At 69.2% G+C, this 15031-nt stretch carries 13 protein-coding genes; 5 read left to right on the plus strand and 8 right to left on the minus strand.

The window, feature by feature from the left end; all coding sequences use genetic code 11:
* The first annotated feature begins 203 nt into the window (after positions 1–203).
* Both WS95_RS26360 and WS95_RS26365 read left to right on the plus strand, forming a co-directional pair.
* Positions 204–1145, plus strand: a complete 942-nt coding sequence (locus WS95_RS26360) for a LysR substrate-binding domain-containing protein (protein ID WP_059826982.1) — start codon at positions 204–206, stop codon at positions 1143–1145.
* Between the two features lie 164 nt (positions 1146–1309).
* Positions 1310–2542 carry an MFS transporter gene (locus WS95_RS26365; RefSeq protein WP_059826984.1) on the plus strand — a complete coding sequence of 411 codons (1233 nt, stop codon included), beginning with the start codon at positions 1310–1312 and terminating at the stop codon, positions 2540–2542.
* A gap of 135 nt (positions 2543–2677) precedes the next feature.
* On the opposite strand, the gene WS95_RS26375 is transcribed toward WS95_RS26365, so the two are convergent.
* Positions 2678–4156, minus strand: a complete 1479-nt coding sequence (locus tag WS95_RS26375; protein WP_179950232.1) for a cryptochrome/photolyase family protein — start codon at positions 4154–4156, stop codon at positions 2678–2680.
* A gap of 327 nt (positions 4157–4483) precedes the next feature.
* On the minus strand, positions 4484–5464 hold the full coding sequence (locus WS95_RS26380; protein ID WP_059827028.1) for a hypothetical protein: 981 nt from the start codon (positions 5462–5464) through the stop codon (positions 4484–4486).
* 454 nt (positions 5465–5918) lie between these two features.
* Here WS95_RS26380 and WS95_RS26385 point away from each other — a divergent pair, with 454 nt between their 5' ends.
* Positions 5919–7286 (plus strand): MFS transporter, encoded by a 1368-nt coding sequence (locus tag WS95_RS26385; RefSeq protein ID WP_059826988.1) that lies wholly within the window; start codon positions 5919–5921, stop codon positions 7284–7286.
* Positions 7273–8319, plus strand: coding sequence for a lactonase family protein (locus tag WS95_RS26390; protein WP_059826990.1), 1047 nt, complete (start codon positions 7273–7275; stop codon positions 8317–8319). Before WS95_RS26385 ends, WS95_RS26390 begins: the two co-directional genes overlap by 14 nt.
* A 67-nt stretch (positions 8320–8386) precedes the next feature.
* Here WS95_RS26390 and WS95_RS26395 read toward each other — a convergent pair whose 3' ends face one another.
* A complete protein-coding gene (locus tag WS95_RS26395) occupies positions 8387–9424 on the minus strand; it encodes an AraC family transcriptional regulator (RefSeq protein ID WP_059826992.1) in 1038 nt (345 codons plus the stop codon).
* 224 nt (positions 9425–9648) lie between these two features.
* Between WS95_RS26395 and WS95_RS26400 the strand changes: the two genes are divergently transcribed.
* The gene (locus tag WS95_RS26400) at positions 9649–10758 is read left to right on the plus strand and encodes a fatty acid desaturase (RefSeq protein WP_059782081.1); all 1110 of its coding nucleotides are present in this window, start codon (positions 9649–9651) and stop codon (positions 10756–10758) included.
* A 31-nt stretch (positions 10759–10789) separates the two neighbouring features.
* Here the strand turns inward: WS95_RS26400 and WS95_RS26405 are convergent, their stop codons facing one another.
* The 5 genes from WS95_RS26405 to WS95_RS26425 all read right to left on the minus strand — a co-directional run bounded on the left by WS95_RS26405 (position 10790) and on the right by WS95_RS26425 (position 15016).
* Positions 10790–11413 (minus strand): HAD family hydrolase, encoded by a 624-nt coding sequence (locus WS95_RS26405; RefSeq protein WP_059826994.1) that lies wholly within the window; start codon positions 11411–11413, stop codon positions 10790–10792.
* Positions 11414–11536: 123 nt separating this feature from the next.
* On the minus strand, positions 11537–12409 hold the full coding sequence (locus WS95_RS26410) for a hypothetical protein (RefSeq protein WP_059826996.1): 873 nt from the start codon (positions 12407–12409) through the stop codon (positions 11537–11539).
* A 51-nt stretch (positions 12410–12460) separates the two neighbouring features.
* Entirely contained in the window at positions 12461–13117 is a 657-nt protein-coding gene (locus tag WS95_RS26415; RefSeq protein ID WP_006482759.1) for a TerD family protein, read from the minus strand.
* A gap of 98 nt (positions 13118–13215) precedes the next feature.
* The gene (locus tag WS95_RS26420; protein ID WP_059826998.1) at positions 13216–14232 is read right to left on the minus strand and encodes a DUF475 domain-containing protein; all 1017 of its coding nucleotides are present in this window, start codon (positions 14230–14232) and stop codon (positions 13216–13218) included.
* 16 nt (positions 14233–14248) lie between these two features.
* Complete coding sequence (locus tag WS95_RS26425; RefSeq protein ID WP_059827000.1) at positions 14249–15016, minus strand: VWA domain-containing protein; 768 nt, start codon at positions 15014–15016, stop codon at positions 14249–14251.
* Between the last annotated feature and the right edge of the window lie 15 nt (positions 15017–15031).

The following is a 15031-nucleotide window of genomic DNA, read 5'->3' on the forward strand; positions in this document are numbered from 1 at the left end:
GCAGCGCTTACCGGGTTCTCGTACGGGGCGGTCGCCCTTGTTAGCGCTTCGGCGCTTACTGGAATCCCATGCTTCCGGGTCGGTCCGGGTCGCCGCCTCGGCGCTTGCTCGGCCCCGCTTCCACGATCGACCCGCCTCCATTGAACTTGACGCGTGCCGCGTTCTCAACCAATCTTACTGCTCCGTTCGCATGAGCCGCACGCATGTCAACGCCACTCGTCCGTCTCCCGTCGCTCGATCTCGTCCGCGGTTTCGTCGCCGTCGGCCGCCGCATGAGCATCACGCTCGCCGCGCAGGACCTGTGCGTCACGCAGTCGGCGGTCAGCCGTCAGGTCCATGCGCTCGAAGCGCATCTCGGCGTGACCTTGCTGCAGCGTGGCTACCGGAAGATCGCGTTCACGCCGGAAGGCGAGCGGCTGTTCCGCGTCGCCGATGCGGCGCTGCACAGCCTGCAGGACACCGTCGCGTCGCTCGCCGCCGTGCGCGAGCGCCAGCCCGTGACGATCACCGCCAGCATCGGCGTGACCGCGCTCTGGCTGCTGCCGCGGCTCGGACGGTTGCAGGCGCGGCTGCCCGCGATCGACCTGCGCGTCGCCGCGAACGACAAGGTACTCGATTTGCGCGCCGAAGGCATCGACCTCGGCATCCGCTACTGCCCGCGCGACCGTGCGCCGGCCGGTGCGCTGCGCCTGTTCGACGAGATCGTCGTGCCGGTCGCGCATCCCGCGCTCGCCGCGCGGCCGGTCGCGAGCGCGGCGGCGATCGCCGATCACGTGCTGCTCGAATTCGACGGGCCGCCGCAGCCGCAACTGCAGTGGCACGCGCACCTGCACGCGGCGGGGCTCGGCGACGCGCGCCCGAAAGGCGTGTTGCGCTTCAACCAGTACGACCAGGTGATCCAGGCCGCGATCGCGGGCCAGGGCATCGCGCTCGGCCGGCTCGCGCTCGTCGCGCCGATGCTCGCCGACGGCCGGCTCGCGGTGCTCGGGCCGCACACGCGGACGCGATCGGAAACGTACGGCTACTGGCTGTTCCAGCACGATCCGGCCCCGCGCCGCGAAGTCGCCGACGTGCGCGACTGGATACTCGCCGAAGCGGCCGAATGCGACGCGGCGATGCACTCGCACGATACGACGTCGGCTTGAGCCGGCGGTGCGGATGCGCGCGAGCGCAGACGACGGCCGCCCGCTTCGCATTCCTGTTGCGCATGCCAACCTGACCGAATGATCGCTTGAGCGGCGGCCGCCCCGCTCGTCTAATCGGGATCGAGCGCGGCCGTTTCGCCGCGCGCCTTCATCCGGAGACACGCATGACCCCGATCGAACAGGAAGTCCGGCGTCGCTGGCTGCCCGTGCTGGCAGGCGGTCTGATCATGGGCGCCGCGCTCGGCATCCGCCACGTGCAGGGCCTGTTCCTCGCGCCCGTCTCGCTCGACCACGGCTGGTCGCGCGAAGCGTTCGGGCTCGCGCTGGCGCTGCAGAACCTGATCTGGGGCGTCGCGCAGCCGTTCACCGGGATGGTGGCCGACCGCTTCGGCTCGGTGCGCGTGATCGTCGCCGGCATGCTGCTGTACGCGGCCGGGCTCGTCACGATGGCGCAGGCTGCGTCGACCGGCCTGTTCACGGTCGGCGCCGGGCTCGTGATCGGCGTCGCGCTGTCGGGCTCGGCGTTCGCGTCGATCTACGGCGCGCTGAGCCGCCTGTTCCCGCCCGACCGGCGCGGCTGGGCGCTCGGTATCGCCGGCGCGATCGGCGGGCTCGGCCAGTTCTGCATGGTGCCCGTCGCGCAGGAACTGATCGGCGGGATCGGCTGGCGGCACGCGTTCGTCGCGCTGGCGCTCGCCGCCGCGCTGCTCGCACCGCTCGCCGTGCTGCTGCGCGACCGGCCCGCTCAGGCGGCCGGCGCCGCAGCCGGCCCCGACCAGTCGATCGGCGAGGCCGTGCGCGAGGCGTTCGCGCATCGCGGCTTCTGGCTGCTGAACGCGGGCTTCTTCGCATGCGGCTTCCAGCTCGCGTTCATCGCGACGCACCTGCCCGCCTACCTGCTCGACCACGGCCTGCCGGCGCGCCACGCAAGTGTCGCGCTCGCGCTGATCGCGCTGACCAACGTGGCCGGCACCTACGCGTGCGGGCAGCTGGGCGGGCTGCTGCGGCGCAAGTACGTGCTGTCGGTGCTGTACCTCGTGCGTGCATTCGCGATGACCGCGTTCGTCGCCGCGCCGCTGTCGCCCGCGAGCGTCTACGGGTTCGCGGCCGTGATGGGGTTCACGTGGCTCGGCACGGTGCCGCTGACGAACGGCGTGATCTCGCAGGTGTTCGGTGTGCGCTACATCGCGACGCTGTTCGGCTTCGTGTTCTTCGGGCACCAGCTCGGCAGCTTCTTCGGCGTGTGGCTCGGTGCGATCGTGTACGACGCGACGCATTCGTACCTGCCGCTGTGGATCGGCTCGATCGCGCTCGGCGTGCTCGCGGCGTTGCTGCACCTGCCGATCGACGACGCGCGCGTCGCGCGCCCGGCATCGGGCCGCGCGGCGTGGGCATGATCCGCGCGGCACTGGCGGCCGGCACGCTCGCGTTCGTCGCGTGGTGCGGCGCGGCCTACTTCGATGCGGGCGTCGTGTACGCGCTGCTCGAGCACGTCGCGTTCTGCAATTGAGGCGGCAAACCGGGGCGAGCGATCAGCGGCGCTTCGGCAACGCCGCCAGCGCATCGAGCGCCCGGGCGCGCGCGGCCGCGTGCTCGACGAGCGGTGCCGGGTAGTCGACGCCGAGCCGTACACCGGCCGCCTCGAGCGCCAGCGGCGACGCTTCCCAGGGCGCATGGATCGACGCATCGTCGAGGCCGGCAAGCTCGGGCACCCAGCGCCGCACGTACGCGCCGTCCGGGTCGAACTTTTGCCCCTGCGCGACCGGATTGAAGATGCGGAAATACGGCGCGGCGTCGGCGCCGCAGCCGGCCACCCACTGCCAGCTCGCCGCATTGTTCGCGGGATCGGCGTCGACCAGCGTGTCGCGGAACCATGCTTCCCCCGCGCGCCAATCGATCAGCAGATGCTTGACGAGGAACGACGCGACGACCATCCGCACGCGGTTGTGCATCCAGCCGGTCGTCCACAGCTCGCGCAGGCCCGCATCGACGAGCGGGTAGCCGGTCCGCCCGCGTTGCCATGCACGTAACGCCGCAGGATCGGCGCGCCACGGCATCGCATCGAATTGCGCGCGGAAATTGTCGGTCGCGAGCGCCGGGAAGTGATACAGCAGCATGTAGCTGAATTCGCGCCAGCCGAGCTCGCTCAGGAATTTGTCGGCGTGCGCCGCATACGCCGCGCCGCCCGCACTCGCGACGCCTTGCACCGCATGCCACAGCTGCCGCGGCGACACGTTGCCGAAGCGCAGGAACGGCGACAGCCGGCTCGTCGCCGGCCGATCGGGCCGGTCGCGCGCGTCCGCATAGCCGGCGAGCGCGGTCGTCACGAACGTGTCGAGTTGCGCGTGCGCGCCGGCCTCGTCGGGCGCCGGCCACGCATCGCGCAGGCCGCCGGCCCAGTCCGGCGCATGCGGACGCAACGCGAGTGCATCGAGCGTCAGCGCGCGGTCGCGCAGGGCCTTCGGCCACGGATGAAACGCGATCCGCCCGGGTGCCGGCAGCGGCGCGGCGACCGTGCGATCGCGCCGCGCCGCGCGCCAGTACGCGGTAAACACCTGATACGGGCCGCCGCTGCCCGTCAGCACCTCCCACGGCTCGTTCAGCAGGCTGCCGTTGCTGCTCTCCACCGTCACGCCGCGCGCCTTGAGCGACGCCTTCAGCGCCGCGTCGGCGTCACGCTGCGGCTGCGCATAGCGGCGGTTCCAGTACACGGCCGCCGCGCCCGTGTCGCCGACGACGCGCTCGATCTCGCGCGGCGCGTCGCCGCGCAACAGCAGCACGCGCCCGCCCTGCCGCGCGAGCGCGGTGTCGAGCCCTGCCAGCGACCCGTGCAGCCACCAGCGCGCCGCACCGCCGAGCGCAGGCCCGGCGCCGGCTCCCGTGTCGTCGACGAAAACGCAGACGAGCGGCCGGCCGGATGCGACCGCGCGCGTCAGCGCGGGCTGATCGGTCACGCGCAGATCGTCGCGGAACCAGACGATCGCGGGGGCAACGGACGACTGGGCGAGCACGGGCAGGCACCTCGATGGCGAAAGCAAAAAGAGACGCGTATTGTCGCGGCTGCGCCGCACGGTGTCGACGCCGGCCGTCACCGCCGGCGCGTCACGCCGACACCGCGTGCGGCCGCACGATCGGCTTCGATTCGATGGAAGTCGCACTGCCGGAAGGCGGCACGCACGGCATGTTTCCGCGGCTGCGGTGCGTCGAGCGGTTTCTCGCACACCGCGCATCCGCACGGCTGGTGCAACGCCGAACGCATCGCATCGCGCTGCGGCCGCCCGACGGACCGACCGTACCGCCGGTGCGACCGACCGAGCGGGTCGTCACGATGGATCGCGTCAATCGAGCCGGAACGCGGCCTCGAAGCGCTCGGCAAACGCATCGAACTCGGCTTCCGGCAGATGGTTGATGCCGCCCGCGCGCTTGCGCCCGCCACCGGTCGAGAAGCCGCGGCAGAACTCGTCCGCGCCGATCGGCCGGCCGTCGGGCACGCGTACGCTGACGACGAGACCGCCGTCCGCGCGCGGCGACAGCACCGCGAGCGCCGCATGCGGCGCATTGCGCATCCGCTCGTTCGCGAGCATGCCGGTCGCGCGCCGCGCCCACGGGAGATCGGGCATCCGCACGAGCGTCGCGCCCGGCACCTCGCGCACCGGCACGAGCGCGCATGCGCGCGCCATGTCGTCGCGGTAACCGTCGCGCAGCGCGGCGAACACGGCCGTCTCGCGCACGAAATCGAGCGGATCGATGCACGGCAGCATCGCGTCGGCGAGCGCCGCCGGATCGAAATGCAGATCGCCGACGCACTCGCCGTATGCGTTGTAGTTCAGATAGCGGCCGAGCTCCGCGAGCATGCAACGCTCGGCTTCGTCGACGCCGTGCTCGCGCGCCAGCGCATCGCCGAGCGCCGGCAGTTCGTCGCCGAATGCCGCGACGATCGCCCAGCGCGCGTACCGGCCGCCGAGATGGCGGTTCACGATCGCGCTGGTGCAGACGTCGGCTGCCGTGTCGATATGCGCGTCGAAGCGCGGGTGGTCCGGCAGTTCGCCCGCAAAGTGATGATCGAAGTAACGGACCGTCGCGCCGTCGCGCAGCAGCCGCGCGCACGCGTCGCGATTCTGGTCGTGCGACACGTCGAGCACGGTGACGAGGTCGCCTGCGCCCGCGTCGATACGCTCGAGCAGCCTGATGTCGCGCTTCACGCCGGTCACGAGCGTGCCCTGCACGCGTTGCGCGAGCCGCAACTGCTGAAGCGCGCACAGGCCGTCCGCGTCGCCGTTGAACGCGAACACATGCCGCGCGTACTGGTTGTCCTGCATGATCGGTTGCTCCGTCGTCAAGGCATGAAATCGCCGCGGTTTGCGGCGAGCGTCGCGCCCGTCGCCGGGTTCGCACGCGACGTATTTTGCCGCAACCGCGAGCGCATCCGTCGATGGAACGTAGCCGCCCTCCGCTGCAAACGGCTCGCGAGTCGCCTGCGCGTCGTTGAACGCGCTCGCGCCGTGCTTCTGCCCTTCATATGCGGGGACGACCTCCCGCGAAGGCTTCGCTCGTCGCGCCGGTAACCGGCTCTATGTCATACGTCATCAGACGTTAGCGGCGGAACATCTCTAGTCGGAAATTTCGTCATTATCGGGAAAATTTCCGGGTAAACCCGCGACGCCATCCCCGATACTCCGGCGTACCATGTCATACGACGACGTACTACACAAACCGCCACCCAGACGCCGACACGGGGCTGCCGCCCCGTCCGCCGCCCGACCGGAGACACCGTTGAACCCGCCCTCGTCCGCCCTGCCCGGCCGCGATCCGCTCGCGTCCGCCGTCTCGAAAGTGAAGTGGCACGTGCTGCCGCTCGTGCTGATCATGTTCATCGCGAACTACATCGACCGCGTGAACGTCGGCTTCGTCGATCGCCATCTCGAAGCGTCGATCGGCATCGGCGCGGCTGCGTACGGGCTCGGCGCCGGGCTGTTCTTCGTCGGCTATGCGCTGTTCGAAGTGCCGTCGAACCTGCTGATGCAGCGCTACGGCGCGCGCGTATGGCTGGCGCGGATCATGGCGACGTGGGGCATCGTCGCGGCCGCGATGGCGTTCGTGTGGAACGACACGTCGTTCTACGTGCTGCGCTTTTTGCTCGGCGCGGCCGAGGCCGGCTTCTTCCCCGGCGTCGTGCTGTACCTGTCGCAATGGCTGCCGCCGCAGGAGCGCGGCAAGGCGATGGCGATCTTCCTCGGCGGCTCTGCGTTCGCGTCGGTGCTGTCGGGGCCCGTCACCGGCGCGCTGCTGTCGATCCGCGGCTTCGGCCTCGAAGGCTGGCAATGGATGTTCCTGATCGAGGGGCTGTTCTCGGTTGCACTGTGCGGCGCGAGCTGGCTGCTGCTGAAATCGCATATCCGCGACGCGACGTGGCTCACGCCCGCGGAACGCACGGCGCTCCAGAACGCACTCGACGACGAGCGCGCCACGCGCGACGTCCGCTCGAACGTGCCGGTGCGCGCCACCACGCTGCTGCGCGATCCGCAGATCGTGCTGTTCTGCTTCCTGTACTTCTCGATCCAGCTGACGATCTACGCGGCCACGTTCTGGTTGCCGACCATCATCCGCAAGATGGGTGGCCTCACCGATTTCCAGGTCGGCCTGTACAACACGATTCCGTGGATGATCGCGATCGGCGCGATGTACGGCTTCGCGGTGCTGTCGTCGAAGTGGAAGCATCCGCAGCGCTGGCTCGCGTTCGCGCTCGTGCTCGCCGCGTGCGGGCTGTTCGCGTCGACGTCGCCCGATCCGGTGTGGTCGTTCGCGTCGATCTGCTTCGCCGCGCTCGGTTTCAAGGCGGCGGCGTCGCTGTTCTGGCCGATCCCGCAGGGCTATCTCGACACGCGCGTGGCCGCGGCCGTGATCGCGCTGATCAACTCGGTCGGCAACCTCGGCGGCTTCGTCGCGCCGACGGCCTTCGGCTATCTGAAGCAACATACGGGTTCGATCACGGGCGGCCTGTATACGCTCGCGATCGCTTCGCTCGTCGCCGCGGTCGCCGCGCTGTTCGCGCGCACGCAGCGGCGCAGCGATCCGCCGCGCGGCCGGCCGGCCGACGATTCCCTCACGCACGCCCCGATGCTCCGCCATGCCGAACACTGACCGCCTGACCGTCGTCGTCTCGAATGCCGCCGACGGCGACCTCGCCACGTTCTCCCTCGCCGGCGACGGCACGCTCGCGCCGCTCGCCCGCTATCCGGCCGCCGACGTCGCGATGCCGATCGCCGTGCAGGCCGACCGCACGCGACTCTACGTCGCGACGCGCGGCGAGCAGCCGACGATCGTCGCATTCCGCGTCGCCGCCATGGGCGCGCTCGCGCGCATCGGCACGACCGCGATCGATGCGAGCCATGCGTACCTGTCGCTCGACCGCAGCGGCCGCTGGCTGCTCGGCGCATCGTACGGCGGAAATTCGCTGAGCGTCTACGATGCGGCACGCGTGCGCGACGGCGACGGCGCGCCGCTGCAAGTCGCGGGCGGCATCGCGAACGCGCACGCGGTGATCGTGTCGCCGGACGACCGTTTCGCGTACGTCAGCTCGCTCGGCTCGGACCGCGTGTTCGGCTTCGCGCTCGTCGAGGACGCCGCCGGCCTGCGCGCGGTCGAACACGGCGAAACGCGCGTGCCGGCCGGCTTCGGTCCGCGCCACCTGCGGTTCGCGGATGACGGCCGCACGCTGGTCGTCGTCAGCGAATTCCAGGGCACGCTCGCGACCTTCGCCCGCGACACCGACACCGGCCGGCTCGGCGACGCACGCGTGAGTGCACGCCACCCGGCCGTCGCCGACCTCGCGCAAGGCCATGCGCGTCCGCCCGCCCCCGCCGAGCCGTCCGTGTGGGCCGCCGATCTGCACCTGACGCCCGACATGCGTTTCGCATACGTCAGCGAGCGCACGTCGAGCCGGTTGCTCGGCTATCGCCGCCACGAAGACGGGTCGTTCGAGCCGACGCACGCGACGGCCACCGAAACCCAGCCGCGCGGGTTCGCGATCGATCCGTCGGGACGCTGGCTCGTCGCCTGCGGCGAACGGTCGGAACACGTGGCGGTGTATGCGATCGCGCCGGACGACGGCACGCTGTCGCTGCACGCGCGCGTGCCGGGCGGCCGCGGCGCGAACTGGATCGCGATCGTCTGAAGGCAGGAAGGCTTGAAGAAGCATCGGCGCGCGAGCGGGAGCCGGCACGCCGATGCCGGTGCGGCGTTCAGCGTCGCTCGCTCGGCGCAACGCCCGTCCAGCGCTTGAACGCGCGCGTGAAATTGGCGCGGTCGGTATAGCCGACGCGCGCCGCGATCTCGTCGACCGGCAACCGTGTGCCTTCGAGCAGCCGCAGCGCGTCGCGCAGCCGGATCTCGTCGAGCAGCGCCGAATAGGTCGCGCCGTATGCGGCGAGCTTGCGCTTGAGCGTGCGCGCCGACACGTACAACTCGCGCGCGACGTCGTCGACCGACGGATAGCCGCCTTCGTCGCAGATCAGCAGGTTGCGCACGCGCTCGACGATGCTCTCCGCATAGCCGAGCCGCGCAAGCTCCGCCTCGCACTGCTGGACGATCATCTGCGCGGTCTGCGCGTTCGCGGTGCCGATCGGCTCGTCGAGCAGCGCGGCGTCGCAGCGGATGCGGTTCGCGCTCGCATCGAAATGGCAGCGCGGCAGCCGCGCGCGATAACGCTCGAACCACGGCGGCTCGGGCCATTCGAAATGGAGTTCGGCACGCGACTGCAGCGTGCGCCCCGGCGTCGGATACAGCAGCGAATTGAACAGGATCGCGGTCTCGACCAGGAAGTTTTCCATCGCGAACTGGCGCAGCCGGCCGAGCGGAAACGCTTCGAGCACGTCGATGTCGACGATGCCGTCGAGCTGCGCGAGCCGCACCGAGAAAAACGGCACGCGCGTCGGCAGGTAACGGATGCCGAGCGCGATCGCCTCGCCGAGCGTCGCGCAACTCATCAGCCCGAAGCCGATCAGCCCCGCTTTCGTCAGGCTGCTGCGCAAACCGATCTCGATCGCGATCGACGGATCGTCGGTCGCATCGAGCAGGTTGAACACGATCGTCGCCTGCTGCAGCGGCGTGATGCGCGCATCGGGCTGCGCGAGCCGGTCGCGTTCGACGCCCGAGCCGGCGAGAATGCGGCCGCCGTCGATGCCGCGCTCCTCGGCCAGCATCAGCATGAACAACGCATACGCGGACGACACCGTCGCCTTGTTCAACTGGCGCGCGGCATCCGGAACGGACGGGACCATGCGGCTCACTCCGGGCGGTTTCGGCGGATTGTAGCGTCGCTGGCCCGCAATGACACCGCGGCGGCACTCTAGCCGCGTACCGGCGCCTCGAACGCGGATTGCCGGCCAACGTGGCCCGAAATGACACCGCCATTGGCACCGCCGGCCCTCGCATGCGCGCCGGCACGCGCCTATGCTTGTCACATCGGCATTGCGCCCTACTCTTTCCGCACGGATTCCGGTCGATGAGCCCACCCGCACGAACCGTCTTTCGAAACGACGCCGACAAGGTCGCGTACGTCCGCCGCGAAGTCAACGCCGCGAGCGACGCGATCCGCGCGCGCTTTCCGCTGCTCGACAACCAGAATCTCGTCGGCGCGACCGTGATGGCCGCGTCGGTGAGCGCGATGCTCGCGATCGCATGGCTGTATGCGCGCGGCGCGATCGCATGGTACGTCGCGCTGCCGCTCGCCGCGTTCGTCACGTCGCTGATCCACGAGCTCGAGCACGACCTGATCCACCTGATGTACTTCAAGAAGACGCCGTGGGCGTATCACCTGATGATGGCGCTGTGCTGGCTCACGCGACCCGGCACGATCAACCCGTGGACGCGCCGGCGCATGCACCTGCATCACCACAAGGTGTCGGGCGGCGAATCGGATCTCGAGGAATTCGGCATCACCAACGGCGAGCGCTGGGGCGTGAAGCGCCTGCTGATGATCGCGGACGGCATGCTCGCCGTCGTGCTGCGACCGGCCGCGATGCGCCGCAAGGTGAAGCAGTACGTGGCCGCGCAGCCGGTGCAGGATCCGTCCGAGCGCCTGCAGTTGCGCGTCGAGCAGGTGTCGTCGTACATGCCGGTCGGTCACCTGTACTACACGCTATGGCATGCGTTCGTCGTCTATCACGTCGGCCTGTTCGCGCTGCATGCGTGCGGCTACGCGGTAACGGTGCCGGCCGTCGTCGAGCACGTGATGCGCGTCGTCGATTTCCTGGCGGTGGTGTGGCTCGGGCCGAACTTCGTGCGCAGCTTCTGCATCAACTTCGTCAGTTCGAACATGCACTATTTCGGCGACATCGATTCGCGCAACGTGATCCAGCAGACGCAGGTGCTGAACCCGTGGTGGATGCTGCCGTTCCAGCTGTTCTGCTTCAATTTCGGCAGCACGCACGCGATCCATCACTTCGTGGTGCGCGACCCGTTCTACATCCGGCAACTGACCGCGCGCACCGCGCATGCGGCGCTGCGCGAAGTCGGCGTGCGCTTCAACGACGTCGGCACGTTCGCGCGCGCGAATCGCTGGGGCGGCTATCGCCCGTCTCGCGGCACGCACCGCGCGCAAGCCGACGCGTAACGCCGGCGCCGCGCATCAACGCATCGGCGCTTCATCGATCGCCGATCGGCGGCATCGGTCCCTGCCCGCGGATCCACGACCAGTTCGCGAGCTCGGCCATTTCCTTGTCGCCGCGGCTGTCGCCGTACGCGAACAACTGCTGCGGCGGCCGGTCGCCCCACCAGCCGCGCAGCCGCACGACCTTCTGCGGCCCCCAGCAGTTCTCGCCGTCGAGCCGCCCGGCGAAGACGCCGCGCTCGAACGCGAGCCGCGTCGCCAGCACGGCGTCGAAGCCGGCCGTCTTCGCCCACTTCTCCAGATACAGCGACGGCGACGCACTGACCAGCACGACTTCATGCCCGCGCGCGCGATGCTCGCGAATGCGCTCGAGCATCTCCGGACGCACGAGGCTCGGCAGGCAGGTGTCGACGAACCTGCGCGCCTGCGCATCGAGCGCTTCTTCGCGGATCGGCCCGAACGCGAACGACGCGAACTTCGCCTTCGCGTCGCCGCGCGACAGCAGCCCGGCCTTCATCGCGACGATCCACGGCAACGCCCGCAGCCCGGCCCACGCGAAACGCGGCGTGCCGACCGCATGGCGGACGAAATGGCGAAAGCTGTCGGTAGTCGTGATGGTGCCGTCGAAATCGAAGGCGGCGACGATGCGGTCGGTCATGGAAAATCGGCGGGAAAGCGATGAGATGCCCGGGAAGATAGCAGACTCGCGGCCACCCGCGCGAAACCGTCGCGCCCGACACGAGACCGCACGCGCCGACGCGCATGCGTCCGTATCGTGCGCTCAGCGCGACGGCCGCGCGGCCAGCGCCGCCGGCAGCACGACGTTCATCAGGTGATCGGCGCGCGACAGCAGGTCGGTCACGCGCTCGTCGAGCCCGCGCAGTTGCGCCGGCTGCATCCGGATCTGCTGGACGGCCTGCCCGACGATGTCGCGGCGGTCGAACAGCGCGCGCTCGACGCCCGCATCGTCCGGCGCCCGCACGACGTCCGACACCGCGCTCAACGCCGCGAGCACGACCACGAGGTTCTCCTCCGCATGGCGGACCTCCGCGGCGAGCGCCTCGGTACGGCGCGGGAAAAAACCGAGCGACTGCTTGAGCGCGCCGAGCGCCGCGCGGTAGTCGACATGACCGGACGCCGCACCGAACCAGCGTTCGAACATGCCGGCCTTGCGTGTCGCCTGCGCGAGCAGCCCCGCCATCATGTCGGCCGCGCCGAGTTCGTTGAATTCGCGTGTCGTCGCCGCGACGGCCTCGACGAGGTTGCCGGCCGTCTCCAGCGCGCCGTCGCCGATCGTCGCGACCGTCGCGAGCTTCAGCGGCACCAGTTGCCGGATATGCCGCTCGATGCGCGGCGCGTAATCGGGATAGAGATGGGGAAAGCTGGCCTGCGCGGCGCGGAAGCACGCTTCGAGCTGCGGGTGATTCGATTCGCCGAACAGCGCGCGGCCGACCGCATCGGCGGGCGCCGTGCGCACGGCTTGACCGGACGCGGGCGCCGGCCCGAAGTCGAGCGCCCGAGGTGCCGGTCGCGCCGGCGCACGCGCGACCGACGCACCGGGCGCGGCCAGCGCGTCGAACGCGAGACGCCCGGGCGTGCGCTCGGGCGTCGTATCGAACTCGAGCCGCTTCGGCTCGTCGGACGGATTCGTCATCGCCGCTTCCTGCCCGGCGCGGCGGAGTGCCGCGCGCCGGGCTCCCGCCAGTCAGACCGCGCCGCCGTACGCGCGGACGAAATCGCCGAGGCCGCGGTTGTAGCCTGCACCGACCGCCTTGAACATGAAGTGGCCGTCGCGACGATAGAAGCTGCCGACCTGCACCGACGTCTCCATCGAGAAGTCTTCCTCGAGCGCGTACTTCGCGATCACCGCGCCCGACACCTCGTCGGCGATCTGGATGTAGCTGTTGCGAACCTGCCCGAAATTCTGGCGGCGCGCTTCGGCCTGGTCGATCGTCACGACCACCGAGATTTCCTCGACGTCGGCCGCGAGCTTCGTCATGTCGATGAAGATCACTTCGTCGTCGCCGTCGCCGCTGCCCGTGCGGTTGTCGCCGCTATGCACGACGCCCAGGCACTTCGACGAAGGCATCCCGCGCTTCGGGAAATCGTCGCCCGGCTGGATGAAGGTTTCCTTGCGCTCCATCGTGCGCACTTCGCTGTTGTAGAACACGAAATGCTGATCCGAGATCAGTTTCGGATTGCTCTGCGCGTCGTACTTGCACAGGAACACCGACACGTCGAGATCGAAATCCGTGCCCGTGTCCGTCGCGTTCGCGTCCCAACCGAGACCGATGCGGAATTTCTGCGTGCCGGGCGCTTCCTTCGACAGGTTGACGCGACCGCCCTTCGACAAATTGATCATCTGAACCTCTTCTGCTGGAACCGCCGTTGCGCCGGCGGCGATGCCGGGCCGCCCGCGGCGGCCCCTCGTTGATGGTTATCGCGCCGCATGATGCGTGCTCACTTGCCCGCCACCGCGGCGCGGTCTTCCTTGCGCTGCACGACGATCGACGACCATACAGCCGCGGCGATCATCGCCGCGCCGATCAGGCCCGTGACGACCTCGGGCACCTCGAATTTCACGCCCAGGAACATGATCGTCGCGAGCGCGCCGATCGCCCAGAACGCGCCGTGCTCGAGAAAGCGGTACTGCGCGAGCGTGCCCTTCTTCAGCAGCACGAGCGTCATCTCCCGGATGTAGGCCGCGCCGACGCCGAGGCCGAGCGCGATCAGGAAGATGTTGTTCGACAACGCGAACGCGCCGATCACGCCGTCGAAGCTGAACGACGAATCGAGCACTTCCAGATACATGAAACCCGCGACGCCTTCGCGCACCACGCGCGTGCCCGTGTCCTCGCCGCCGACCAGGTCGCCCACGCCGTGCGCGATCACGAAGCCGATCACGCCGAACGCGCCCGCGAGCAGGAAGCTCACCTGCTCGGCCGCCGGCACGTAGAACGACGCGACGATCACGATCGCGAGCGTCAGCGCCACCTCCAGCGCGGTGATGCGCCCGAGATGGCGCATCGGGCCTTCGAGGAAGCCGATCCAGTGCTCGTCCTTCTCGGTGTCGAGCATGAACTTGAAGAACACCATCAGCAGGAACGCGCCGCCGAACGCCGACACCTCGTGATGCGCGGACGTCAGCACCGCCGCGTACTTGTCCGGCGATTCGATCGCGAGCGTCAGTGCATCCCACAGGCCGATGTGGCCGATCACCGCGACGATCAGCAACGGGAACACGAGCCGCATGCCGAACACCGCGACCGGCAGGCCGAACACCATGAAGCGGTTGCGCCACTTCTCCGACCAGTTCTTCAGCACCGATGCGTTGACGACCGCGTTGTCGAGCGACAGCGAAATTTCGAGCACGCACAGGACCGCGACGATCAGCATGTCCTTCACGCCGCCGAGGAAATAGGCCGCGATCAGCGCGAGCGCCGTGAGCGACAACGGGATCTTGAAGTCTTTCAACATGATGGGGTAATCGAGTTCAGAAAAATGGGCTGGCGGGGCGCGCTTGCTTCGCGCGCACCCAGTCGCAGAATTCCTGCGTGATCAGTTGTTCGTAGATCTGTTCGTCGCTGAGGTCGAGCGATTCGAGATGCAGGAAGCCGACGTTCGGCATTTCCTCCGCGACTTCCGCGAGGAAGTCGAATTCGCTCGGATCGCCGACGCCGACGAGCGACCAGTACAGCGGAAAATGCTGCGATTCGGCCAGCAACTGGCGCACGCGCTTGCGGTCGTTCTTCGGGTTCTGCCCGTCGGTGACGAACAGCACCCATGCGGGCAGATGGCCGTTCACGGGCGCCGAAGCGGCCGGCGCGGACGTGTCGTCCGCCCCACCGAACAGCCGGCTCAGGAAGCCGCGCTTTTCCTCGCGCTTCGGCTCCGGCGCGCGGAAGAAGAAGTCGACGATGTCGTTCATCACCGGCGCGTACTGCGTGCCGCCCCACTTGTCGATCCGTGCGTTGAGCACATGATCGGAAATGTACGAGCCGTAGTTGTCCGGCGTCGCGGTCGGCAGGCGATCGTAGCCTTCGGTGAAGGTCCACGTGTCGACTTCGCCGTTGTCGTCGAATTTCAGTGCGATGCCGAGAATCCGGTCGTGCGTCTCCTGGATCACGCCCGACTGGTACAGCGGCTTCGCGGAGCCCGAAATGTCGAGCGCCGCGCCGACGCGCACGACGGGCGGCTTCAGGATCTGACGTTTTTCGAGGACGATCGCGACCTTCGCCGCGCGTTTCTCAAGCGTAATCATGCGATGTTCTCTCGG

The sequence above is a fragment of the Burkholderia sp. MSMB1826 genome (genome assembly GCF_001526325.1).
GTDB lineage: Bacteria > Pseudomonadota > Gammaproteobacteria > Burkholderiales > Burkholderiaceae > Burkholderia.

Bases quoted from the DNA above. Each gene is read 5' to 3' on its own strand.
- WS95_RS26400 (WP_059782081.1), top strand. From the start codon at position 9,649: ATGAGCCCACCCGCACGAACCGTCTTTCGAAACGACGCCGACAAGGTC.
- WS95_RS26420 (WP_059826998.1), bottom strand. From the start codon at position 14,232: ATGTTGAAAGACTTCAAGATCCCGTTGTCGCTCACGGCGCTCGCGCTG.
- WS95_RS26405 (WP_059826994.1), bottom strand. From the start codon at position 11,413: ATGACCGACCGCATCGTCGCCGCCTTCGATTTCGACGGCACCATCACG.
- WS95_RS26390 (WP_059826990.1), top strand. From the start codon at position 7,273: ATGCCGAACACTGACCGCCTGACCGTCGTCGTCTCGAATGCCGCCGAC.
- WS95_RS26380 (WP_059827028.1), bottom strand. From the start codon at position 5,464: ATGCAGGACAACCAGTACGCGCGGCATGTGTTCGCGTTCAACGGCGAC.
- WS95_RS26395 (WP_059826992.1), bottom strand. From the start codon at position 9,424: ATGGTCCCGTCCGTTCCGGATGCCGCGCGCCAGTTGAACAAGGCGACG.
- WS95_RS26425 (WP_059827000.1), bottom strand. From the start codon at position 15,016: ATGATTACGCTTGAGAAACGCGCGGCGAAGGTCGCGATCGTCCTCGAA.
- WS95_RS26410 (WP_059826996.1), bottom strand. From the start codon at position 12,409: ATGACGAATCCGTCCGACGAGCCGAAGCGGCTCGAGTTCGATACGACG.
- WS95_RS26360 (WP_059826982.1), top strand. From the start codon at position 204: ATGTCAACGCCACTCGTCCGTCTCCCGTCGCTCGATCTCGTCCGCGGT.
- WS95_RS26415 (WP_006482759.1), bottom strand. From the start codon at position 13,117: ATGATCAATTTGTCGAAGGGCGGTCGCGTCAACCTGTCGAAGGAAGCG.
- WS95_RS26365 (WP_059826984.1), top strand. From the start codon at position 1,310: ATGACCCCGATCGAACAGGAAGTCCGGCGTCGCTGGCTGCCCGTGCTG.